Annotated in this window: 20 protein-coding genes, 1 riboswitch and 1 other annotated feature; of the genes, 1 reads left to right on the top strand and 19 read right to left on the bottom strand. The window is 46.8% G+C overall.

Translation table 11 applies throughout. The features are described 5' to 3' along the window. Positions 1–15 precede the first annotated feature (15 nt). From BLQ44_RS12700 to BLQ44_RS12645, 12 genes are all read right to left on the bottom strand, one after another. Positions 16–576, bottom strand: coding sequence for a GNAT family N-acetyltransferase (locus tag BLQ44_RS12700; RefSeq protein WP_245688168.1), 561 nt, complete (start codon positions 574–576; stop codon positions 16–18). Between the two features lie 181 nt (positions 577–757). Then, positions 758–1423 (bottom strand): HAD family hydrolase, encoded by a 666-nt coding sequence (locus BLQ44_RS12695; protein WP_093194281.1) that lies wholly within the window; start codon positions 1421–1423, stop codon positions 758–760. Beyond that, on the bottom strand, positions 1416–2453 hold the full coding sequence (locus tag BLQ44_RS12690; RefSeq protein ID WP_093194280.1) for a DUF2332 domain-containing protein: 1038 nt from the start codon (positions 2451–2453) through the stop codon (positions 1416–1418). The genes BLQ44_RS12695 and BLQ44_RS12690 overlap by 8 nt, the downstream gene beginning before the upstream one ends. 63 nt (positions 2454–2516) lie before the next feature. Then, complete coding sequence (locus tag BLQ44_RS12685) at positions 2517–3761, bottom strand: MFS transporter (protein WP_093194279.1); 1245 nt, start codon at positions 3759–3761, stop codon at positions 2517–2519. A 62-nt stretch (positions 3762–3823) separates the two neighbouring features. After that, positions 3824–4077 (bottom strand) — a binding site (T-box leader). Between the two features lie 92 nt (positions 4078–4169). Next, positions 4170–5567, bottom strand: a complete 1398-nt coding sequence (gene sufB, locus BLQ44_RS12680) for a Fe-S cluster assembly protein SufB (RefSeq protein ID WP_093194278.1) — start codon at positions 5565–5567, stop codon at positions 4170–4172. 32 nt (positions 5568–5599) lie between these two features. Beyond that, positions 5600–6043: a Fe-S cluster assembly sulfur transfer protein SufU gene (gene sufU / locus BLQ44_RS12675; protein WP_093194277.1), complete on the bottom strand. Its 444-nt coding sequence runs from the start codon at positions 6041–6043 to the stop codon at positions 5600–5602. Further along, positions 6033–7253 (bottom strand): cysteine desulfurase, encoded by a 1221-nt coding sequence (locus tag BLQ44_RS12670; RefSeq protein WP_093194276.1) that lies wholly within the window; start codon positions 7251–7253, stop codon positions 6033–6035. Before BLQ44_RS12670 ends, sufU begins: the two co-directional genes overlap by 11 nt. Continuing rightward, positions 7253–8560 (bottom strand): Fe-S cluster assembly protein SufD, encoded by a 1308-nt coding sequence (gene sufD / locus BLQ44_RS12665; RefSeq protein WP_093194275.1) that lies wholly within the window; start codon positions 8558–8560, stop codon positions 7253–7255. Before sufD ends, BLQ44_RS12670 begins: the two co-directional genes overlap by 1 nt. A 21-nt stretch (positions 8561–8581) precedes the next feature. Beyond that, entirely contained in the window at positions 8582–9364 is a 783-nt protein-coding gene (gene sufC, locus BLQ44_RS12660) for a Fe-S cluster assembly ATPase SufC (RefSeq protein WP_093194274.1), read from the bottom strand. A 795-nt stretch (positions 9365–10159) separates the two neighbouring features. Continuing rightward, positions 10160–11071: a MetQ/NlpA family ABC transporter substrate-binding protein gene (locus tag BLQ44_RS12655; protein WP_093194273.1), complete on the bottom strand. Its 912-nt coding sequence runs from the start codon at positions 11069–11071 to the stop codon at positions 10160–10162. A 30-nt stretch (positions 11072–11101) separates the two neighbouring features. Beyond that, entirely contained in the window at positions 11102–11770 is a 669-nt protein-coding gene (locus tag BLQ44_RS12650; protein WP_093194272.1) for a methionine ABC transporter permease, read from the bottom strand. After that, on the bottom strand, positions 11763–12788 hold the full coding sequence (locus tag BLQ44_RS12645) for a methionine ABC transporter ATP-binding protein (RefSeq protein WP_093194271.1): 1026 nt from the start codon (positions 12786–12788) through the stop codon (positions 11763–11765). The genes BLQ44_RS12650 and BLQ44_RS12645 overlap by 8 nt, the downstream gene beginning before the upstream one ends. A gap of 94 nt (positions 12789–12882) precedes the next feature. Beyond that, positions 12883–12993: riboswitch (SAM riboswitch) on the bottom strand. A gap of 135 nt (positions 12994–13128) precedes the next feature. Between BLQ44_RS12645 and BLQ44_RS12640 the strand changes: the two genes are divergently transcribed. Next, the gene (locus BLQ44_RS12640) at positions 13129–13542 is read left to right on the top strand and encodes a TlpA disulfide reductase family protein (RefSeq protein ID WP_093194270.1); all 414 of its coding nucleotides are present in this window, start codon (positions 13129–13131) and stop codon (positions 13540–13542) included. A gap of 398 nt (positions 13543–13940) precedes the next feature. Here BLQ44_RS12640 and BLQ44_RS12630 read toward each other — a convergent pair whose 3' ends face one another. The 7 genes from BLQ44_RS12630 to BLQ44_RS12600 form a co-directional block, all read right to left on the bottom strand. Continuing rightward, a complete protein-coding gene (locus BLQ44_RS12630) occupies positions 13941–14246 on the bottom strand; it encodes a thioredoxin family protein (protein ID WP_093194268.1) in 306 nt (101 codons plus the stop codon). A 9-nt stretch (positions 14247–14255) separates the two neighbouring features. Next, the gene (locus BLQ44_RS12625) at positions 14256–14603 is read right to left on the bottom strand and encodes a toprim domain-containing protein (protein ID WP_093194267.1); all 348 of its coding nucleotides are present in this window, start codon (positions 14601–14603) and stop codon (positions 14256–14258) included. A 68-nt stretch (positions 14604–14671) separates the two neighbouring features. Continuing rightward, positions 14672–15055 (bottom strand): glycine cleavage system protein GcvH, encoded by a 384-nt coding sequence (gene gcvH, locus BLQ44_RS12620; protein WP_093194266.1) that lies wholly within the window; start codon positions 15053–15055, stop codon positions 14672–14674. Between the two features lie 28 nt (positions 15056–15083). Continuing rightward, positions 15084–15437: an arsenate reductase family protein gene (locus BLQ44_RS12615; RefSeq protein ID WP_093194265.1), complete on the bottom strand. Its 354-nt coding sequence runs from the start codon at positions 15435–15437 to the stop codon at positions 15084–15086. A gap of 98 nt (positions 15438–15535) precedes the next feature. Further along, on the bottom strand, positions 15536–17317 hold the full coding sequence (locus BLQ44_RS12610) for an acyl-CoA dehydrogenase family protein (protein WP_093194264.1): 1782 nt from the start codon (positions 17315–17317) through the stop codon (positions 15536–15538). A 14-nt stretch (positions 17318–17331) separates the two neighbouring features. Next, positions 17332–18510: an acetyl-CoA C-acetyltransferase gene (locus BLQ44_RS12605; RefSeq protein ID WP_093194263.1), complete on the bottom strand. Its 1179-nt coding sequence runs from the start codon at positions 18508–18510 to the stop codon at positions 17332–17334. Between the two features lie 14 nt (positions 18511–18524). Next, entirely contained in the window at positions 18525–20924 is a 2400-nt protein-coding gene (locus BLQ44_RS12600; RefSeq protein WP_093194262.1) for a 3-hydroxyacyl-CoA dehydrogenase/enoyl-CoA hydratase family protein, read from the bottom strand. Between the last annotated feature and the right edge of the window lie 140 nt (positions 20925–21064).

Raw genomic sequence — 21064 nt, 5'->3', positions numbered from 1 at the left:
GCTTCCCACTAATGATTAATCAGCATTCTTCACGTACACGTGATTATCCGTCCACTTGTCGTCTTCGTAAATGAACCTTTTTCTCGTACACTCAAACGTCAATCCGACTTTCTCTGCAAGCCTTATGGAAGCTGGATTATCAAGGTTGATATGAGCTTCCACCCTGTGATACCCGAGCTCTTCAAAAGCAAGGGTAAGCCCTTCCGAGACAGCCTCCGTTCCGTATCCCTGATTCCAGAACTGGTTGTGGATCCTGTAGCCGATCATCCCCCATTGGAAATTGTCTCTCATGATGGTGCTCAGATCGATTTTTCCTATGTGCTTATCGTCTGATTTTCGGAAGATACCGAGGACATATAAGTCATCGTTCTCAGCCATTTTCTCAAATTGTTCAACCATGCCATCGAATCTTTCCTGGGACCATTCCTCCAGGTTTATGCTGTCTCCGTCGAACTTATGCTGAGACGGGAGTCTATGGCGGAAGCCTTCTGTCCAGCGTTCATAGTCTTCTTTTTCCAGGGTCTTAATGTATAAACGGTCCGTTTCTGTGTATAGCTGTTTTTCTTCTGTTTTCAATGTGATGTCTCCTTTGTTCTGATAATTTTCCGATCTTATCTACCAGTTGAGTTCCTTCGTTTCGTCGTAGTGCCATAAGACATCACACCTTCCGTTATGTATTGAATCTATCGTACCACAGTTTCCACATTTTTCTTAGTAAGAACAAGGAAAATTTTAGAATCTGCCACATATTCTTTGTTCACGAGCTTACACTTTGTACTATTCCAGGTATTTCGTTCAGTTCTTCGATGACTAAATTATCCAGTGGTTGCTTCCATAAATGATTCTTTTTCCATACCCCTGTCATACCGACCGCTTCTGCTGCCTTTACGTCTTTATCAGGATGGTCCCCGATATATACACATTCTTCCGGATGAACCTTTAATCTCTCTACTGCCTTTTCAAAGATAAATGGGTCAGGTTTCTTAACCCCTTCCCATTCTGAAATAAGAATTGTATCTGTGAAATCACCTATTCCGAGCGCCCGTATGTTATCCATTTGAAACTGCCCTTTTCCATTGGTGATGACCCCTAACAGAAACCCCTGCTGTTTAAGCCGCCCTAATGTCTCCAAAAGGTTCGGAAAAGGGATGCAGTGTTTATTGAAATGATCTACATAGTCCTGTAACAACTCTTCCCAACTAATCCCCTGTATAGCGAATTCCTCAACTAATCTACTGTAAACTTTATCTTTCCATGCGTACCCATGGTCATCCAATTCGATAAATCGCTTCATGTAGTTCTCTTTCGGAATATGATTCAAGAACTCTATAAAACGTTCATATTGGTCGTATACGAAAACTTCTACCGTGGCATCCCGGTCCAGTAAAGTGCCGTCCAAGTCGAAAATCACTGCTTTAATCATAGTGCTCCACCTTCCAGTCGAACCAACGACCATGGCCATCCGTCTCCCCTACCGTTTCCTTTTGGTAGTTTCCATTTGAAATGCAATCGATATGTAGCTGTCTATCCTCCATATTGTTATGAATGTGGAAGACTTCTCTCTTTTCTCCGATTTCTTCAACCTGCTGAAGCAATTCTTTCTTAACGTCTTCAGGAAGTTGATTGGCTACGTGCGTGTGAAAGATGCACAGCGAAGTGTCTGTCGAGATACCTTCTGCAATGTCAGGCAGGAGCGCCACTCCATCTCCTTCTCTCAAAACAGGAGGATTTTTTTGCAACTCTTCTGCCGCATCTTCGAAATTCCTTAGCCTATCTGTATGCTCTGGCCAAATGAGGGCTTTCAACCATAGCCGCTCTTCGTCATTAGTGAGATCACTGACGTGCAGATCTACACCTATTCGTTCATGCACAGGCGGAACTTGATTCAGTAAATGGTCAGGAAGCTTTCCCTCTCTTACCTCTGACTGAAGATGAACAGAGGAATCTTTCTTTCCATAAATATCAGCCGATCCATAGGAATAAGCATACTGATCAAAGAGCAATTGGAGTCCTGCACTTGTGCCGATTTCTATGAAGGACAAAGGTTTCCCGGTTTGTTGGTATATGTATGAGAAAACCGGAAACAGATAAGCACAGCGTCTTACTTCGTTCGTCTGGACGAGTTTATGCTGCAAAAGATCTTTTATCTTCTGATGGTGCTCCAAACAAAATTCTTTGAAGACCTGAAACAACTGACCATCTCTCTTAGGTTCATCCACTATGCTCGGATAATAGTATTTAAGATTGTGATCCACCCCTTTTTGAAGTAAATAATGGACAGAACCCAACAACAAATTCGGCGTGGGTTGGTCCTGTTGGGCTTCCATACATAACTCCAGCACCGTTCTATCTTTTGCAATGTGAAGCGATAATTCCTTATAAAGTTCGCTGGATCCTTTACACTCTGTTTCGGCGAATTCCTGAAACCTTTCAGAAAGTCTATTAAACTCCATCTTGTCAGCCTCCTTACGTATACTACTGCAACTCTACACCACCTTCAATTTTATGTAAATTAACTACTTTCCCCTCACTGCTGTATTTTGTACGGGAGCCTCGCATCTCTTTTCAAAATTATAACTTGCTACACCCAAAATCAAAGTGACTACTAGCATAACAAAGGAACCCGTGATTACAGCTGCTTTGATAGAAAAGAATTGAGCAGCTATTCCTATAACTATTGTTGCAGTAATCGTAAAAGCTGCCTCAATCAAACCATATATACTCCCTATCCTTCCGAGTATTTCAACAGGGATGTTGTTTTGGTAAAACGTGTGGAACCCTGTATTTGCAAAAGCCAATGAGAAAGCTAACACTATAAATCCTACAGCTGCTACTTCGAAGTGATCGGAAAAAGCATAAATGATATAGCCTCCAGCGACTAGAACCGGACCTATACCAAGCAACAAAGAAGTAGAAATTTTATCAGCGAATAGAGCGATTATGATTGCACCTGTAGCGATGCCAACACCTGCAATACTTACGAGAAAGCCATACTCTGCATCTGTCAGATTCAAGACCTCTTTCGAAAAAGCAGCCTCTAACGAATCCAAAGCTGCAGCCATCACCATCATGAGACCGAATAGGAAATAAATAAGCATAACGGAGGCATAATTCCTGGTGAATAGCACAACAACGTTCCAGTCTTTTTTTAATAGCTGCAGGGAAAAAGAAGACATAGCCTTCTCAACCATATTAGTAGTCACCGGTAAAAAGAGAGTGACTATTCCCGAGAAGAGGAAAGTCAGGGCATTTACATATATAGCGAGGAATGGATCCCCTGCCATTAACAGAAACCCTGCTATGGCCGGACCAACCAGGAATCCTCCGGAGTCGATGAGACTTCTGAAAGAGTTGAACCTTTTCCTCTTTCCTCGAGGGATAAGTTTTGTAATGTATGACATGGAAGCAGGGTTAAATATTGAACTCGCCATATTTACCAAAAAGACAATCGGATAAATCAGCCAAAGGGTAGGGAAGAAAGGAATCATAAATATTAGGGACGCTCTAATGAAATCCAGAGCGACCATAAGGTTTCTTTGATTTAAACGATCCACCAGCGTCCCTGACCAGAAATTGGTGCATACCGTTGCTGTCGGTAACAATATATACAAAACGGCAACAGCGAGAGGAGAACCTGTCATCTCAAGGACAATCAAGTTCAGTGCGATCAGGTATATCCAGTCCCCTATATTCGATAAACCGATCCCGAATAACAACAGTATAGGATGTCTCCAAGAGCTAACCATTTTGTTTTCTTCCATAAAACCCCTCCTGAATGTGGGGAGAGAGAATAAAAAAACCCGCCCCAAGACTTTTGTCTCGAGGGCGGGACGGTATGTCATCGCGGTGCCACCTCAGTTCGTTAATACGTCACCATATTAACCTTATCAGGTACGACAGCCACCCTGACTGGTTATACCCTATCTCTATAACGGGAGCGCACGTCACACCATCCCCTCAAAGGTTCCGATGTGATGCTCAGAGGCTTGGTTCGGCAAATGATTCATACCCTTTCTCACCGTCCAGGGCTCTCTTTGAAGAATCATGACTGCCTACTCTTCTCTTCATCGCAGTTTAATATTTCTCCATATAGTAACTCTTTTTTCCTATTTTGTAAATGAATAGTTATAAATAATCCCCGCCACTGTAGTGACGAGGGATTAGAGTTATTAACCGATAGAACCTTCCATCTCGAATTTGATAAGACGGTTCATTTCTACCGCGTATTCCATTGGAAGTTCTTTCGTAAACGGCTCGATGAAGCCCATTACGATCATTTCTGTCGCTTCCTCTTCAGAAAGTCCGCGACTCATGAGGTAGAACAACTGCTCTTCGGATACTTTCGAAACTTTCGCTTCGTGCTCGAGAGAGATGTTCTCGTTCATGATTTCGTTGTAAGGGATCGTGTCGGACGTGGATTTGTTATCCATGATCAGCGTGTCACACTCGATGTTCGAGCGGGCGCCGTCCGCTTTCTTACCGAACTGTACGATACCACGGTACGTTACTTTACCACCATTTTTGGAGATGGACTTGGAAACGATTGTGGAAGACGTGTTCGGTGCCAGGTGGTGCATTTTCGCACCGGCATCCTGGTGCTGACCTTCGCCGGCAAGAGCGATGGATAGTGTGTTACCACGTGCACCTTCTCCTGTAAGAAGGACAGATGGATATTTCATCGTAAGCTTGGAACCAAGGTTACCGTCCACCCATTCCATGGATGCGTTCTGCTCTGCTACGGCACGTTTCGTTACCAGGTTGTAGACGTTGTTTGCCCAGTTCTGGATCGTAGTGTAACGGCAATACGCATCTTTCTTAACGAAGATTTCAACGACGGCACTGTGGAGAGAGCTTGAGGAGTACGTTGGAGCTGTACAACCTTCCACATAGTGTACGGAAGATCCTTCATCCGCAATGATCAGCGTACGTTCGAACTGACCCATGTTCTCAGAGTTGATACGGAAGTAAGCCTGAAGTGGAGTGTCCACCTTCGTATTCTTAGGTACGTAGATGAAAGAACCACCGGACCATACAGCCGAGTTCAATGCTGCGAATTTGTTGTCGGAGTTCGGAATCGCTTTTGCGAAATACTGACGGAACAGGTCTTCGTTCTCTTTAAGAGCTGTATCCGTGTCCTTGAAGACGACTCCCATGTTCTCAAGGTCTTCCTGCATGTTGTGGTATACAACTTCGGATTCGTACTGCGCGGAAACACCGGCAAGGTACTTCTGCTCTGCTTCCGGGATACCGAGACGATCAAAGGTGTCTTTGATTTCCTGTGGTACTTCATCCCAGGAACGCTCTGTATTCTCAGAAGGTTTTACGTAATACGTGATATCGTCGAAGTCGAGCTCTGACAAGTCGCCGCCCCACTGTGGCATAGGTTTCTTGTAGAACTGTTCAAGAGACTTCAGGCGGTATTCAAGCATCCACTCAGGCTCTTCCTTACGTTCTGAAATGTCTCTGACGATCTGCTCTGTAAGACCTTTTCCGGTGCGGTACACAGATACGTCTTTATCGTGAAAGCCATACTTGTAATCTTCAATCTCTGGAGCTTTCTTAGCCATGTTACATACCTCCTTATTTATTGACCCTTAGGCTACGCTTCTTCTGACTCATCTACCCCTTGTTCCATCGCTTTCCACGATAGAGTGGCGCATTTGATCCGTGCCGGGAACTGGGAAACTCCCTGAAGCGCTTCGATATCTTCAAGCGAGAATTTCTCCGGGTCGACTTCTTCCCCTTGCATCATATCCGAAAACAGTTTGGACATTTCCACTGCTTCTTCGACTGTCTTCCCTTTAATTGCCTGGGTCATCATAGAAGCGGAGGAAAGGCTGATGGAACAGCCTTCTCCGTCGAACTTCGCGTCCTCTACTACACCATCTTCAATCTTCAGCTGAAGCTGGATCCGGTCCCCGCAAGTAGGGTTGTTCATATCGATCGCTACGTGCTCCCCGTCGAGAGCCCCTTTGTTGCGCGGGTTTTTGTAGTGATCCATGATGACTTGGCGATAAAGTGTATCTAAGTTATTAAATGACATCGCCAAAATACTCCTTTGTCTTTTGTAGTCCTTCGACAAAACGATCGATTTCTTCCGTCGTGTTATAAAGGTAGAAGCTCGCTCTGGCTGTCGCTGTAACATTCAACCACTTCATGAGAGGCTGTGCACAGTGATGCCCTGCTCTTACAGCGATTCCTTCTGCATCGAGAACAGTGGCCAGATCGTGCGGGTGAACGCCGTCTACGTTGAACGTAACGAGACCGGCACGTTCTTTCGGTCCGTAAACAGTTACACCATCGATGGCATCAAGTTTCTCCAAAGCATAAGCTGCAAGTTCCTCTTCATACTTCTCGATTTCCTCCATACCTACTTCTTCGAGGTAATCGATAGCCGCACCGAGTCCAATCGCTCCAGCGATGATCGGCGTTCCACCTTCGAACTTCCACGGGAGCTCTTTCCACGTAGAATCGTAAAGGTTTACGAAGTCGATCATCTCGCCACCGAACTCGACGGGTTCCATTTTATCGAGAAGTTCTCTTTTCCCATACAATACCCCGATTCCGGTAGGACCACACATTTTGTGACCGGAAAAGGCGAAGAAGTCACAGTCTAGGTCCTGCACATCAATCTTGAGGTGGGGAGCACTTTGCGCTCCGTCCACAACGATGACGGCACCTTTCTCATGCGCTGCTTCTGCAATCTCTTTGATCGGGTTGATGGTCCCGAGAACGTTCGATACATGAGAGACGGCAACGATTTTCGTGTTTTCCGTGATGGTATCTTTCACATCACTCATTGCGAGCGTTCCGTCTTCCTGCATCGGAATATATTTAAGCGTTGCATTCTTACGTTTGGCGAGTTGCTGCCACGGAATCAGGTTGCTGTGGTGTTCCATCTGAGTGAGGACGATTTCGTCTCCCTCTCCCACATGATCCATACCGTAGCTTTGGGCTACTGTATTGATACCCGTCGTCGTTCCACGATTGAAAATGATTTCTTTCGTGTTCGACGCGTTGATGAAGGAGCGTACTTTCTCACGTGCTCCCTCATAACCGTCCGTCGCAATTGATCCAAGTGTATGCACGCCGCGGTGAACGTTGGAGTTATAATTTTTATAGTATTCATCGATTTTATCAATGACTTTGCTCGGTGTCTGAGATGTCGCTGACGAATCGAGATACACAAGCGGATGCCCGTTCACATCCTGATGCAAAATCGGAAACGCCTCACGTACCGCTTTTACATCCATTAATATACTTTCCTTTCGATGACCTGAGTCAGCTGGTTCTTCACGGCTTCGACCGGCAGCTGGTTCACGACCGGTGCCAGGAATCCGTGAATGATAAGACGCTCTGCTTCCTTCTTCGGAATACCGCGGCTCATCATGTAGTAAAGCTGAACCGGGTCCACGCGACCGACAGAAGCAGCGTGACCTGCTGTTACGTCATCTTCATCGATAAGAAGGATCGGGTTCGCATCCCCGCGGGCATCCTTGCTGAGCATGAGTACGCGAGACTCCTGAACAGCGTTCGATTTCGTAGCGCCGTGATCGATTTTTCCTACGCCGTTGAAAATAGCGGAGGATTTATCTTTCATGACACCGTGCTGCAGGATGTAACCATCGGATTCTTTTCCGAAGTGGCGGATGTTCGTCGTGAAGTTCTGTTTCTGATCTCCACGTCCGACGACAACCGTTTTCGTATCTCCTTCAGAGTTATCTCCTACAAGGTGAGTGATGTTCTCAGACACTGTATTTCCTTCGTTCATCTGGCCAAGCGCCCATTCAATGCGAGCGTCGCGACCTGCGATACCGCGGCGGTTGGAATATACCGTTGTACCGTGGGCGAAGTTGTCGACAGCACCGAAGGAAACTTTTGCGTTATCCTTGGCAATCACTTCTGTAACGATGTTCGCAGAAGTCTGAGCTTCTGTATTGTGAGAAATGTAGTTCTCAACGTAAGTCACCGAGCTGTTCTCTTCTGCCACCACGAGTACGTGGTTGATAAGAGAGGCACGATCGTCCTCCTGCCAGAAGATCACCTGAAGCGGTTGTTCGATCTGGACACCTTTCGGAACATAAACGAACACCCCGCTGTTCATAAGTGCCGCATGAAGAGCAGTCAAACGGTGCTCATCCACAGCTACGCCTTCTGTCATGTAGTACTCTTTGACGAGATCCGCATGATCACGAAGTGCGGTGTGGATATCCGTGAAGATGACACCCTTATCTTCAAGTTCTTTGTTCAGCTGAGTAAACGCAGCTGTATGATTACGCTGAATCAGAAGGTTCTCCGTCTGGTTCTCCTGATCGAGGAAATCCTGGATCTCAGATGGAAGGTTATCGAGTGAATCGATGACTTCTCCTTCTACATCATGATTGAAATCCGTGAAGTTCCATTTCTCGATATTTGTTTTATCGGGTTTCGCCATCGGAAGTGTTTCCGATTTTTCGAGCGCCGACAAGCGAAGCTCTTTCATCCATTCCGGTTCGCTGTGTTTATTCGAATATTCTGTGACGTATTGCTTGTCATATGGCAATGATACTTCTACAGCCATGAGATCCCTCCTAACCTTCGATTATTTAGAGCCGATTGTTTCGTCTTCGATTCCGAGTTCTTCTTTGATCCAGTCGTACCCTTCTTCTTCAAGACGCTTAGCAAGTTCCGGTCCGCCGGATTTCACAACGCGTCCCTGCATCATTACATGGACCTTATCCGGAGTGATGTAGTCGAGAAGACGCTGGTAGTGAGTGATGATCAGGCAACCGAATGCATCGTCGCGCATTTCGTTGATACCTTTCGCAACCACTTTCAGGGCATCGATATCAAGACCGGAGTCGATTTCGTCCAGAATCGCAATGTCCGGTTGGATCGTCATAAGCTGAAGGATTTCGTTACGTTTCTTCTCACCGCCGGAGAACCCTTCGTTAAGGTAACGCTGTGCCATATTCTTATCGATTTCGAGTGTATCCATCTTCGCATCCATTTCTTTGATGAATTTCATCAGAGAAATCTCGTCGCCTTCTTCGCGGCGGGAGTTGATTGCGGAACGAAGGAAGTCGGAGTTCGTCACACCGCTGATTTCACTCGGGTATTGCATAGCAAGGAACAAACCTGCCTGCGCACGCTCATCTACTTCCATCTCGAGCACGTTCTCGCCGTCAAGAAGTACCTCCCCTTGTGTCACTTCATACTTAGGGTGGCCCATGATTGCGGAAGCAAGTGTGGATTTACCGGTTCCGTTCGGTCCCATTACTGCGTGGAACTCTCCACCGTTGATTGTAAGGTTTACACCTTTTAGAATTTCCTGACCTTCAATTTCAACATGAAGATCTTTGATTTCAAGTGTTGATCCTGCCATGTATAATACCTCCTGTATATTGTAATCGGGTAATTGGGTGCATGGTTATTAGATTTAAAACCATTCTCAATTTATTCTCATTATAATCTTAAATCATTTCAAAGCTGATATCAACTTTTTCCTTCCTGTCTCAATACCGCTCGCACCACTGCCTATTATAACAAAAAAAAGAGCGATGACTAAAGCCATTCCCCCTTTTAATGTAACGAATCGTTACATATTAAAATGAAAATCACCCGGAGAAGAAGATTCTTCTCCAGGTGATTGGTTTGAGGCGATCTATAAGGAACGATCGCTATCACTTTTCTGTCTTATCTGTGAATTAGTCGTTCCATTTCTGAGTTGATTTTTTTACTTTCAGCATATTCCTGATTTCGTTTCTGTTCTACATGAATCTGGGTATCTAATTTGCGACCGTATTCTTCATATCCGATGTCGTGTGCCTGGAACATTCCCTTTTCCATCTCAGTTGTGTAGTTCAAACCCAAATTGTCACTAATAATAAATCAATCCTTTCAGAAAATTTACAATTATAAGATTACCATATAAAAAAGGAGGAAGAAAAGGAGGAAATACTATGATTATTCATTCTGACTCATAGTTATCCACTTCTGATGAAACTGAGCAAGCCCATTGCTACCATTCATCCTTATTGCTCCCGTTTTCTCTTACATTGTCTTTAATCGCAATATTTCCCCATTATGTATCCCTTAAACATCTTTTCAGGGAAAAAGTTACAGCTTCCCCTCTAAAAAAGCACCCACCCTTATGAAAGGATGAGTGCTTCGTCATTACTTATTCGCTATCTTCGCTTGATTCACTGTCTCCACTGTCCTGTCCATCAACGGGAACGACAGCACCATCGTACTCTTCTTCCATGAATGTCTGGATTTCGTCGGAACGAAGAACTTCGACCAGCGTATTCAACGCTTCATTGTCTTCATCTTCACTCTTCGCAGCGATCACGTTCACGTAAGGAGATTCGGAACCTTCAAGGATAAGGGAATCTTCACTTGGGTTCAGGCCAGCCTGGATCGCATAGTTCGTGTTGATCGCGACCAGAGAGTTTTCTTCACGTTCGTAGTTCTCCGGTAGAAGGGCTGCGTCGATACCCGCATCGAATTCAAGGTTCTTCGGGTTTTCCACTACATCTTCAAGCTGAGCGTTGATAGGATCCACTTCCGGATCGATTTTCACAAGTCCTTCTTTTTCAAGAAGGGAAAGGATACGACCGTGGTCGGCAACAGAACGGCTCATCAGCACGGTTGTACCTTCTTCTACATCTTCAATGCTTTCGATTCCTTTGGAGTAGATTCCCATCGGCTCGATGTGGATACCGCCAAGGTTGGCGAAATCATAGTCGTTCTCTTCCATTTGCGTGTTCAGGTAAGGGATGTGCTGGAAGTAGTTCGCATCGATGATACCTTCTGACAGATCACGGTTTGGAAGCACGTAATCCTGGTACTCTTCGATGTTCAACGTGATTCCTTCTTCTTCAAGTAGCGGCTTCGCTTCCTGCAGTACTTCTGCGTGTGGAACACTTGTCGCACCTACAGTGATTTCAGATGTTTCTTCACTTGCTTCTTCGCCGGAATCTCCGGAATTCGAGCTGCTATCGTCGGAAGAAGACCCTTCCTCGGAAGACCCGCATGCTGCGAGTAGGGAAATTAGTGCAATGGTAGCTAGTGTCAGTAGAAATTTTTTCATGATACTCTCTCCTTTTTCTATGATTAATTTTTATCTTTTATCCAATTTGCGGGAAGCGAAATCCCCGATGAACTGGAAAATAAACACGATGATTACAATAAGCACGGTACATACGAATACAACGTCGAAACTGTTACGCTGGAATCCGTAAAAGTAAGCGAAGTCACCAAGCCCACCTGCTCCGATGACACCCGCTACTGCTGTATAGCTGATCAGTGCAATCGCGGTTACTGTCAGACCGGAAATGAGAGCTGGCGTCGATTCAGGAAGCAACACCTTAAAAATGATGGTACGATATTTGGCCCCCATCGCCTTCGCTGCTTCGACGACCCCTTTGTCCACTTCTTTGAGCGCTATCTCGACAAGACGAGCATAGAACGGTGCGCCGCCGACGATCAGTGCCGGAAGTGCAGCTTTCGGACCACGGATTGTTCCTACAAGGAAATCCGTAAACGGGAACAATAGCAAAATAAGAATAATGAAAGGAATCGCACGGAACACGTTTACGATTGTCGCCGTAATCCAGTTCGCGAATTTATTCTCCCAAAGGCCGCCCGGCCCTGTCAGATAAAGCAGAAGCCCGAGCAGAAGTCCGAAAATGAATGTTCCAAGTACAGAGAAAAATGTCATAAATAGTGTTTCATTCGTTGCTGTGATCATGTCCTCGACGCGGACGTTCGGGAATAGCTGTTCAAACATCGATCGCCACCTCCACTTCTACTGATGTTTCTTTGACGTACTCGAGAGCACGATCGATTTCTTCTTTTTCCCCGTCAAGATGTACGATGAGTGTGCCGTACGCTCCTTTTTGCGTCTGGGTGATTTTCCCGTGAAGCACGTTGATGTTCACCTGGAACTTCCTGGAGAGTTCACTGATCAGTGCCTGGTGCGTGCGCTCTCCGACGAAATGGAACTGCGCCACTTCCCCTAATGGGTACTTCTCTTTGATCAGTGCCAGCGAGTCTTCACGGTCCGGGTCTCCCATCACCTGATCGACGAAGCGCTTCGTCACTTTCTCCTGCGGTCTCAGGAAGACATCAAGAACGTCTCCTTCTTCCACGATCTTACCTGCTTCCATGACGGCGACTCGGTGACAGATCTTACGGATCACGTGCATCTCGTGTGTGATCAGTACAATCGTAAGTCCGAGCTTCGCGTTGATATCCACGAGCAGATCGAGGATCGAATCCGTCGTCTCGGGGTCCAGCGCAGAAGTCGCTTCATCACAGAGCAATACTTTCGGTCGATTCGCAAGCGCTCTTGCGATACCTACACGCTGCTTCTGTCCACCACTGAGCTGAGATGGATAAGAATTTCCGCGACCAGCGAGCCCTACAAGTTCAACAAGCTCGTCCACACGTTTTTTCCTTTCTTCCTTCGGCACTCCCGCAATTTCCAGTGGGAAGGCAATGTTATCCTCCACCGTGCGGGACCACAATAGGTTGAAGTGCTGGAAAATCATCCCCATCTCTTGTCTCGCAAGGCGAAGTTCTCCTTTCGACAAAGAAGAGATTTGTTTCTCATCAATGTCGATCGTTCCGCCGCTCGGATCCTCGAGACGGTTCAGCAAGCGGATGAATGTACTTTTCCCCGCTCCACTGTATCCGATGACTCCGAAGATTTCTCCGGACTCGATCGTCGCATCGAGATTATCGACGGCACGTACTTCCTGGTCTTTCGTATTGAATACTTTAGATAGACCTTTGATCGAAATCATAGTTTTTCCTCCTGCTGTAAGTGCATCCTTTACCTAATTAAAAAACCTTCCTGTTACGAGAACAGAAAGGTCGGTATAAAAAGTCGATTCTGTTCTCTCATCTATCAGAGCTCACTGCTCTGTAGGATTTGGCACCATTTTAAACGGAATGTTTAACGGTTGCCGGGTTTCATAGGGCCAGTCCCTCCACCTCTCTGGATAAGAGATTATCGGATATTCTTTTATAAAGCGATATGATGGATTCTAGCACTCTCTCTGAAGGTTGTCAACAAACTTCAACAAAAGAATTCTATATGTTACGATTTTCGTTGAGTATCTTGCAGAAAGGAAGCGATTACCAATGAAAGCTCCTGTATTCTCTCTCCCTTATCTTACAGAAGATAAAAGCTATACACTACCAGAGCAACCGAGCAAAGTCGTCATTTTGACGTTCTGGGTATCCTGGTGTCCGGATTGTGCTGTCGATATGCCGAAGAAAGAACAGTTGTTCAGCTCATTGAATACGGATGAGGTCGACATGCTTACGATCAACGTAGCTGGTCGCGAAGGAGACCGGTCAGAAGCCGTGAAGTACAAAGAAAAATTTCTTAGTCAGCCGACGCTTGAGGATGACGGTACGGCGGTCTATGATAAATTCGGATGTACAGGCGCGCCGACGACGGTCATCATTTCTCCTGAAGGAGAGATCCTTCATCAATTCGGGGATGATGCATCGTTTATGGCAATCATGAAGGCGATCGGGGAAGTAGTTTAATTTGGATTGTGGTACGTTCGCGGCAAGATCGGGTCGCTTGAGCGTACCATTTCTTATTTTTTGGACCGCTCGTTGCTTTATTTTTCTTGTGAACGTATCATAACTTAAGAAATGAACCGTTCGCCTTGAAAAAGTATTGCTTAACGTTCCGAAAACTCTAGAGGGACACTCGAGAGACGTTTGTCGTGCTGAGTGTCCAGATAATTCCGGTGCTGGACGTTCAGAAGTCAGCCCTCGTCCTGAGTGTCCAGCTAATTCAGGTGCCGGACGTTCAGAAGCCAGCCCGCCTCCTGAGCGTCCAGCTAATCCATTTGCGGGACACTCAAGTCCCCAACCCTTCCACGAACGGAGCGCAAAATCATAGAAAAAAGCACCCGCCTTCAAGGCTGGATGCTTCCTCATAATCTCTCTTTTTCCTTCATCAGATTGAAGATCTTCGTCACTGATTCAAAGGCGTACACTTTCTCTTCTACTTTTCTGTCTTTCCATATCAACAGACAAGGCACGCTGGAAACCTGATACTCCTGCATGAATTCCGGAAACAGAGAAGCATTCATTTCGTAGAAAATATCTTCGTCGTTCATTTTTTCAATGATACCAAGCATTTCGCGAGCCAGGTGGCAGGTGCCGCAGAAGGGACTGTAAATGAACACATACCCTCTCCCTACTTCCGGCAGCACCTTCAAATCTTTCACTTCTTTCATAGTTGCCTCCTAAGTCATGTAGATCGGCTTAATCTGAAACCGATTGCTCGCGAGAAGTCTCGCTAGCTCCGGTTCTGGTGTGGCGGCCACTTCTCTGTAGGTTTTATTTATAAACAGGTGGGTCGCATGAGGAAGTTCTTCTTTGAACTGTTCCCGCAATTTGTGACCGGAATAGTCCTCATCTACGAGAATATACACGGGGCGGTAATCCAATTCGTAGTCTTCGATCAGTTCTTCCATACGCTCTACCCCCAATGTTCCATGGGTACAAATAATTTCAAGTGACTGCGCGAGCATTTTCGTAATGTGCTTCTTATCCGTGATGCCCTCCACGATCATAACCGGGTTTCCATTCATCCCTATCTCACCCTCTGTACAAAAACAGACCATGCGAAATCATGGCCTGCCGAAATTGAAGTATTCTATTAGTCTTCTGAGATCATTGCGTTATATCCGTCTGCATCCATCAAGTCATCAAGACCGGATTTGTCTGCAGGCTCAATAACGATCATCCATGCTTTATCATATGGAGATTCGTTCACAAGTTCCGGGCTATCTTCAAGTTCGTTGTTCACTTCGACGACCTTGCCGCTGACAGGAGCGTACAACTCGGATACCGTCTTTACGGATTCAACACTTCCGAAAGGCTCTTCCGCTTCCACTTCATCTCCTACTTCCGGGAGTTCAGCAAATACGACATCGCCGAGTTCGGATTGAGCAAACTCCGTAATTCCGATGCGGAGTTTGTCCCCTTCTTCTTTCACCCATTCATGTTCTTTCGAGTAACGATAATCTTTTGGTAATTCCATTGGTCTGTCCCTCCTTTATGTACTTAACTTACAACCACTTATTCTTGTATTCATCTTCTTTGAATCCTGCTGTTACGTCTTTGCCGTCGGTAGCGAGTGGACGTTTGATCAGCATACCGTCAGAAGCCAGCACTTCCGCCTGCTCCTCAAGCGACATGTCTCCCACTTTATCTTTCAGACCGAGCTCGCGATACTTCTTACCGCTTGAATTGAAAAAACGTTTCGGCGGCAGATCGCTTGCTTCCATCATGTGGAGAAGCTTGTCTTTCGATGGAGGGTTATCCACGATATGTACAGCTTCGTATTCCACGTTGTTCTCATCGAGCCACTTCTTCGCGTTGCGGCACGTTCCGCATTTCGGATACCAGTAAAATGTCAACATGACGCTCATCCCTTCTGTACAAAACGATGTCACATTTATCCTACCATACCCGCCCCCTCTTGGAAAATAAAAGGCTGCCTGTTCGGCAGCCTTTCTTCTTATACGACATACTTTTCTGATTCTTCGAGACCTTTCGCGATTTCGCGTTTGATCTGAATCACGTCAAGCGGGTTATGACGAGTCAGCTTACGAAGTGCACCAAGCATCATGCGGAGATTGTCTCCAGATTCAGCCCGGATTAGCGTTTCTTTCGCATGTGCTTCAATGCGGTTGAAAGCTTCCTGTACATACACTTGCGTGTAAAGAAGCTTCTGTCTGTGCTTCTCTTCTCCGTCTTTGTCGATCGCTTTCTTCGTACGTAGAATCGCGGATTCCATATTGAAGATTTCTCCGGTGATATCGGCGATGTTTACGAGAAGTTCTTGCTGCTGTTCGAGCTTCTCACCGTATTTCTGTGCCGCTAGACCTGCTGCGAGAAGACCAATCTTCTTCGCATTTTTCAGAAGGTATAGCTCCTGCTCCAGTGGCGCGTCGCCCGGTTCTTCCGGCATCATCGTCATGATCTCTTCTTCGAGTTGTTTCGCTTTTTCGAAGATCGGAAGCTCGCCTTTCATCGCTTTCTTCACGAGGTTGCCCGGAACGATCATACGGTTGATTTCATTGGTACCTTCGAAAATACGGTTGATACGGGAATCCCGGTACATGCGCTCCACTTCGTATTCCTGCATGAAGCCGTACCCACCGTGAATCTGAACCGCTTCATCCACTGCAAAGTCCAGAAGTTCTGTTCCGAATACTTTCGTCAGGGAACATTCGATCGCATATTCTGCAATGACGTTCGCTACCGCTTTTCCGTCATTAAGCTCTTCTTCCGACAAGCGACCCATGCTCTGTTCGAACAGCCCGACCGTACGATATACGGCACTTTCATTGGCGTAAGTGTTCGCCGCAACGGATGCCACTTTTTCCTGGATGAGCGGGAAGCTCATGATCGGTGTCTGGAATTGCTTACGCTCTTTCGCATAATTGACGGAAAGCTCGATCGCCCGCTTCGCGCTTCCGACACTTCCGATCGCCAGTTTGTAACGACCTACGTTCAAAATGTTGAAAGCGATGATGTGCCCTTTACCGATTTCTCCAAGTACGTTTTCTTTAGGTACTTCAGCATCTTCAAGGACTAGTGTACGAGTCGAAGATCCTTTGATTCCCATCTTCTTCTCCTCAGGTCCTGTGGATACACCCGGGAATTCTCTTTCGACGATGAATGCCGTGAATTTATCACCATCGATTTTCGCATAAACGACGAACACATCTGCGAAAGCGGAGTTCGTGATCCACTGTTTCTCCCCGTTCAGTACATAGTGCGTACCGGCATCATTCAATTTCGCCGTCGTCTTCGCGCCGAGAGCGTCCGAACCTGAGCCCGGCTCCGTCAGAGCGTAAGCTGCCAGCATCTCACCTGTAGCAAGCTTCGGAAGATATTTCTCTTTCTGTTCCACGTTACCGAAGAATACAATCGGCAGAGAACCGATCCCCACGTGAGCTCCGTGTGTAAGGGAGAAACCACCGGCACGTGCGAATTTCTCTGTAATCAGAGAAGAGCTGATTTTATCGAGTTGTACTCCGCCGTATTCTTCCGGCACATCAGCACCCAGGAGACCGAGTTCACCGGCTTTTTTCATCAGTTCAAGGGAATGTTCGAATTCATGGTTTTCGATTTTTTCGACTTTCGGTACCACATCGCCTACGACGAAATCTTCGGTCGTTTTGGCAATCATTTTGTGTTCGTCAGAAAAATCTTCCGGAGTGATAATATCCTCCGCTTCTACATCCTCTACCAGAAAACTTCCACCTTTGATCATATCTTTTACATCACTCATATCCATTCTCCTCCTCAGGATAATAATTCGAATACGCCGGCAGCACCCATACCGCCACCGATACACATCGTCACAACACCGTATTTTTCATTTCTACGTTTCATTTCATGAACGAGGGATAGCGTAAGCTTCGTTCCTGTGCAACCAAGCGGGTGACCTAAAGCGATCGCCCCTCCGTTTACGTTCACCTTATCTTCATCAAGACCGAGTTCACGGATGACTCTCAGCGACTGGGAAGCGAATGCTTCGTTCAGTTCAAACAATCCGATATCCGATATCTCGAGACCTGCCATCTTCAGCGCTTTCGGCACCGCTTCGATCGGACCTACCCCCATAATCTCGGGCTCGACACCTGCTACGGCGAAGGAATGGAACTTGGCGAGCGGTTCAAGACCTTCTCTCTCCGCCTTCTCTCTATCCATCACGAGGACGGAAGCTGCTCCATCGCTCATCTGGGAAGAGTTCCCCGCTGTAACCGATCCTTTCACATGGAAAGCCGGTTTCAGTTTCGCAAGTACTTCTGATGTCGTACCCGGACGGACTCCTTCATCCTGCTCCAGGGTCTTTGTGACTTGTCGCGCTTTATTGTCAGAACCGACAACATTCTCCGTCACTTCGACCGGTACGATTTCATCATCGAATTTCCCTTCTTCGAGTGCTTTCGCCGCACGCTCATGGCTTCGGGCTGCAAACGCGTCCTGGTCTTCTCTGGAAATATTGAAGCGGTTGGCGACTTCTTCTGCCGTATGCCCCATCGACATGTAGTACTCCGGTGCATTTTCTACAAGTTCGACGTTCGGCTTGATGACGTGTCCGCCCATCGGAATGAGACTCATAGATTCCGCTCCGCCTGCAATAGCCGCTTCGCTATGACCCAGCATGATTTTTTCAGCCGCATAGGCGATACTCTGAAGACCGGATGAACAGTAGCGGTTGATCGTAATAGCCGGAACTTTATGATGAAGGCCTGCAAGTCCTGCGATGTTCCTCGCCATGTTCATTCCCTGTTCCGCTTCCGGCATCGCACAACCGATGATCACGTCATCGATCGCTCCATCGTAATTATTCGCCCGTCTAAGCGTTTCTTTTATCGTAAGTGCGGCAAGGTCATCAGGACGACTGTTCGCCAGCGTCCCTTTCTTCGCCCTGCCGACCGGTGTACGGGCACCGGCCACAATAACTGCTTCTCTCACAAATGTCTCCCCCTTTAGTTACGTAGTGGCTTCCCTTTCAGTAACATGTGTTGCATCCGCTGCTGCGTCTTCGCTTCACCGATCAGACTGAGGAATGCTTCTCTCTCTAAATCAAGCAGATAGTCTTCATCCACTTTCGAACCTTCCTTCACGCGACCTCCGGCGAGGACGAATGCCAGTTTCTCCGCGATTTTCAGATCGTGTTCGGAGGCATAGCCGCTGAGATTCATCTGTTTGGCACCTAGCAGCATCGTCGCAAATCCTGTCTCTCCGGTAACCGGAATCGGCACACGCTTCGGCGCCTGATAGCCGGACCTGGCCAGCCCTAGCACTTTCTGTTTCGCATCATGCAGCAGGTGGTCCTGATTGACGGAAATAGCATCCATCCGGTCGAGGAATCCATTCTGGCGAGCTTCTTCCCCGGATGTCGATGTTTTCGCAGTCGCTATCTTTTCAAACACGCTGTTGGAGATTTTCTGAAGATCGAAATCGATGCCCTGCGGAAGATTGTTCAGGTGCTTGATATAAAGCTCCTTGTTTCCTCCACCACCCGGGATCAGCCCTACTCCAGGTTCTACAAGCCCCATATACGTCTCACTGGAAGCCTGGATGGCTGCAGAGGGTAAGCATACTTCCGCTCCTCCCCCGAGGGTCATACCGAACGGAGCGGCAACGACGGGCTTATCGGAATACTTGATCCGCATCATTGCCTGCTGGAACTGCTTGACGACCATTTCGATCTCGAAGAAGTTCTGATCCTGCGCTTCCATGAGCATCATGCCGAGGTTCGCTCCGACACAGAAGTTCTTGCCCTGGTTCCCGATGACCAACCCTTCGAAGTCCTCATCGACGATATCAACGGCCTTGTTCATCATCTGGATGACGTCCATGCCGATCGCATTGCTCTGGGAGTGGAATTCAAGTCCTGCCACCCCGTCTCCAAGGTCGATGATGCTTGCCCCCGCATTTTTTGCGAGTACTTCTTTCGTTTCTTTCAACCGTTTCACGTTGATTTCTTTTTCATTGAACGATTGTTGCTGGTAAGCACCATCATGATAGAAGTAAACGTTTCCATTTTCTTTCTTATAAAAGGACTCGTAACCTTTCTCGAGCATTTGTTCGATCCAGTCCGGGACACTTTCTCCTTCTTCTTTCATCCGCTCTACAGATTTACGGACACCGATCGCATCCCACATCTCGAATGGACCGAGTTCCCAGCCGAAGCCCCAACGCATGGCTTCATCGATGGACACGATGTCATCGGCGATCTCTCCAGTGAGCTCCGCAGAGTACACTAGGACCGGTTTGACGATGGACCAGATAAAGTCTCCAGCCTGGTCGCCTTTCGCTTTCACAAGAGAAGCGAGTTTCCGTTTCGGACCTTTCTCCTGTCCGGCCATTTCTGTCGCTTTCGTTTTCAGTTTTCTACGTTCTTCGTATTCCATCGTCTCCGGATTCAGCTGCAGAATCTCAGAGCCTTTCTCGCCTTTCTTCTTCTGGAAGAAACCCTGGCCTGCTTTGGCACCGATCCATCCTTTTTCGTTCATCTGTTGCATGAAGCCAGGTACTTCAAAGACCTCTTTTTCCTGACCCTCGACTTGAGCGTGAACGTTATTTGCGACATGGACGAATGTATCCAGTCCAACTACGTCTAGTGTACGGAATGTCGCGCTCTTCGGTCGACCGATCATCGGACCGGTGATGGAATCCACTTCGCCGACCGTCAAGTTCTGCTCGAGCATCTCTCTTACGGTGATGAGTAAGCCGTAGGTACCGATGCGGTTGGCGATAAAATTCGGAGTATCTTTCGCCTCTACGACACCTTTCCCGAGCGTATCCTCCCCGAACTTCTTCATGAACGCGAGTACATTCTGATCTGTGTTCGAAGTCGGAATCACTTCGAGCAGTTTCAGGTAACGTGGCGGATTGAAGAAATGGGTACCGAGGAAATGCTTTTTCATATCTTCACTGCAATCCTCACTCATCGCTTCGATCGAGATACCTGATGTGTTGGAGCTGACGATCGTTCCTTCTCTTCTATGTTTATCGACTTCTTTGTAAACAGACTTTTTGATATCGAGGTTCTCTACGACAACTTCAATGATCCAATCGACTTCTGATAGTTTATCCATGTCGTCTGTCATATTGCCGACGTCAATGAGATGCAAGTTGTCTTTAGATGTAAGTGGAGCAGGTTTCTGCTTTTTCAACCCTTCCTTGCCGGAAGCGGCAATACGGTTCCTCACCTGTTTGTCTTCCATGGTGAGTCCCTGTTTTTTCTCCTTATCGGTCAATTCTTTCGGTGCGATATCGAGCATAAGCACCGGAATTCCGACGTTCGCCAAGTGAGCAGCAATGCCGGCTCCCATGACCCCGGAACCGAGTACAGCGGCTCGCCTGATTTTTCGACTCATAGTTATTGTCCCCCTTGCCATCCTTTGAATGAATACTCATTCATTTTTGGTTCAAAAAAATAGAATACCTTTTCTTCTTTAACTATAAAATACTTTCTGACTTTTCGCAATCCTTAATTGCTATTTTTTTCATTCCTGTC

This window comes from Salimicrobium halophilum (assembly GCF_900100295.1).
Taxonomy (GTDB): domain Bacteria; phylum Bacillota; class Bacilli; order Bacillales; family Halobacillaceae; genus Salimicrobium; species Salimicrobium halophilum.
This window is presented reverse-complemented; position numbering and strand designations above follow the sequence as displayed.

What these genes read in the sequence shown, in the direction of transcription:
- BLQ44_RS12645 (WP_093194271.1), bottom strand. Translation starts at nt 12,788, where the DNA reads ATGATTTCGATCAAAGGTCTATCTAAAGTATTCAATACGAAAGACCAG.
- sufU (WP_093194277.1), bottom strand. Translation starts at nt 6,043, where the DNA reads ATGTCATTTAATAACTTAGATACACTTTATCGCCAAGTCATCATGGAT.
- BLQ44_RS12670 (WP_093194276.1), bottom strand. Translation starts at nt 7,253, where the DNA reads ATGGATGTAAAAGCGGTACGTGAGGCGTTTCCGATTTTGCATCAGGAT.
- BLQ44_RS12610 (WP_093194264.1), bottom strand. Translation starts at nt 17,317, where the DNA reads ATGAGTGATGTAAAAGATATGATCAAAGGTGGAAGTTTTCTGGTAGAG.
- sufC (WP_093194274.1), bottom strand. Translation starts at nt 9,364, where the DNA reads ATGGCAGGATCAACACTTGAAATCAAAGATCTTCATGTTGAAATTGAA.
- BLQ44_RS12630 (WP_093194268.1), bottom strand. Translation starts at nt 14,246, where the DNA reads ATGAAAGAAGTGAAAGATTTGAAGGTGCTGCCGGAAGTAGGGAGAGGG.
- sufD (WP_093194275.1), bottom strand. Translation starts at nt 8,560, where the DNA reads ATGGCTGTAGAAGTATCATTGCCATATGACAAGCAATACGTCACAGAA.
- BLQ44_RS12625 (WP_093194267.1), bottom strand. Translation starts at nt 14,603, where the DNA reads ATGAATGGAAACCCGGTTATGATCGTGGAGGGCATCACGGATAAGAAG.
- gcvH (WP_093194266.1), bottom strand. Translation starts at nt 15,055, where the DNA reads ATGGAATTACCAAAAGATTATCGTTACTCGAAAGAACATGAATGGGTG.
- BLQ44_RS12615 (WP_093194265.1), bottom strand. Translation starts at nt 15,437, where the DNA reads ATGTTGACATTTTACTGGTATCCGAAATGCGGAACGTGCCGCAACGCG.
- BLQ44_RS12695 (WP_093194281.1), bottom strand. Translation starts at nt 1,423, where the DNA reads ATGATTAAAGCAGTGATTTTCGACTTGGACGGCACTTTACTGGACCGG.
- BLQ44_RS12650 (WP_093194272.1), bottom strand. Translation starts at nt 11,770, where the DNA reads ATGTTTGAACAGCTATTCCCGAACGTCCGCGTCGAGGACATGATCACA.
- BLQ44_RS12600 (WP_093194262.1), bottom strand. Translation starts at nt 20,924, where the DNA reads ATGAGTCGAAAAATCAGGCGAGCCGCTGTACTCGGTTCCGGGGTCATG.
- BLQ44_RS12640 (WP_093194270.1), top strand. Translation starts at nt 13,129, where the DNA reads ATGAAAGCTCCTGTATTCTCTCTCCCTTATCTTACAGAAGATAAAAGC.
- BLQ44_RS12690 (WP_093194280.1), bottom strand. Translation starts at nt 2,453, where the DNA reads ATGGAGTTTAATAGACTTTCTGAAAGGTTTCAGGAATTCGCCGAAACA.
- BLQ44_RS12685 (WP_093194279.1), bottom strand. Translation starts at nt 3,761, where the DNA reads ATGGAAGAAAACAAAATGGTTAGCTCTTGGAGACATCCTATACTGTTG.
- BLQ44_RS12655 (WP_093194273.1), bottom strand. Translation starts at nt 11,071, where the DNA reads ATGAAAAAATTTCTACTGACACTAGCTACCATTGCACTAATTTCCCTA.
- sufB (WP_093194278.1), bottom strand. Translation starts at nt 5,567, where the DNA reads ATGGCTAAGAAAGCTCCAGAGATTGAAGATTACAAGTATGGCTTTCAC.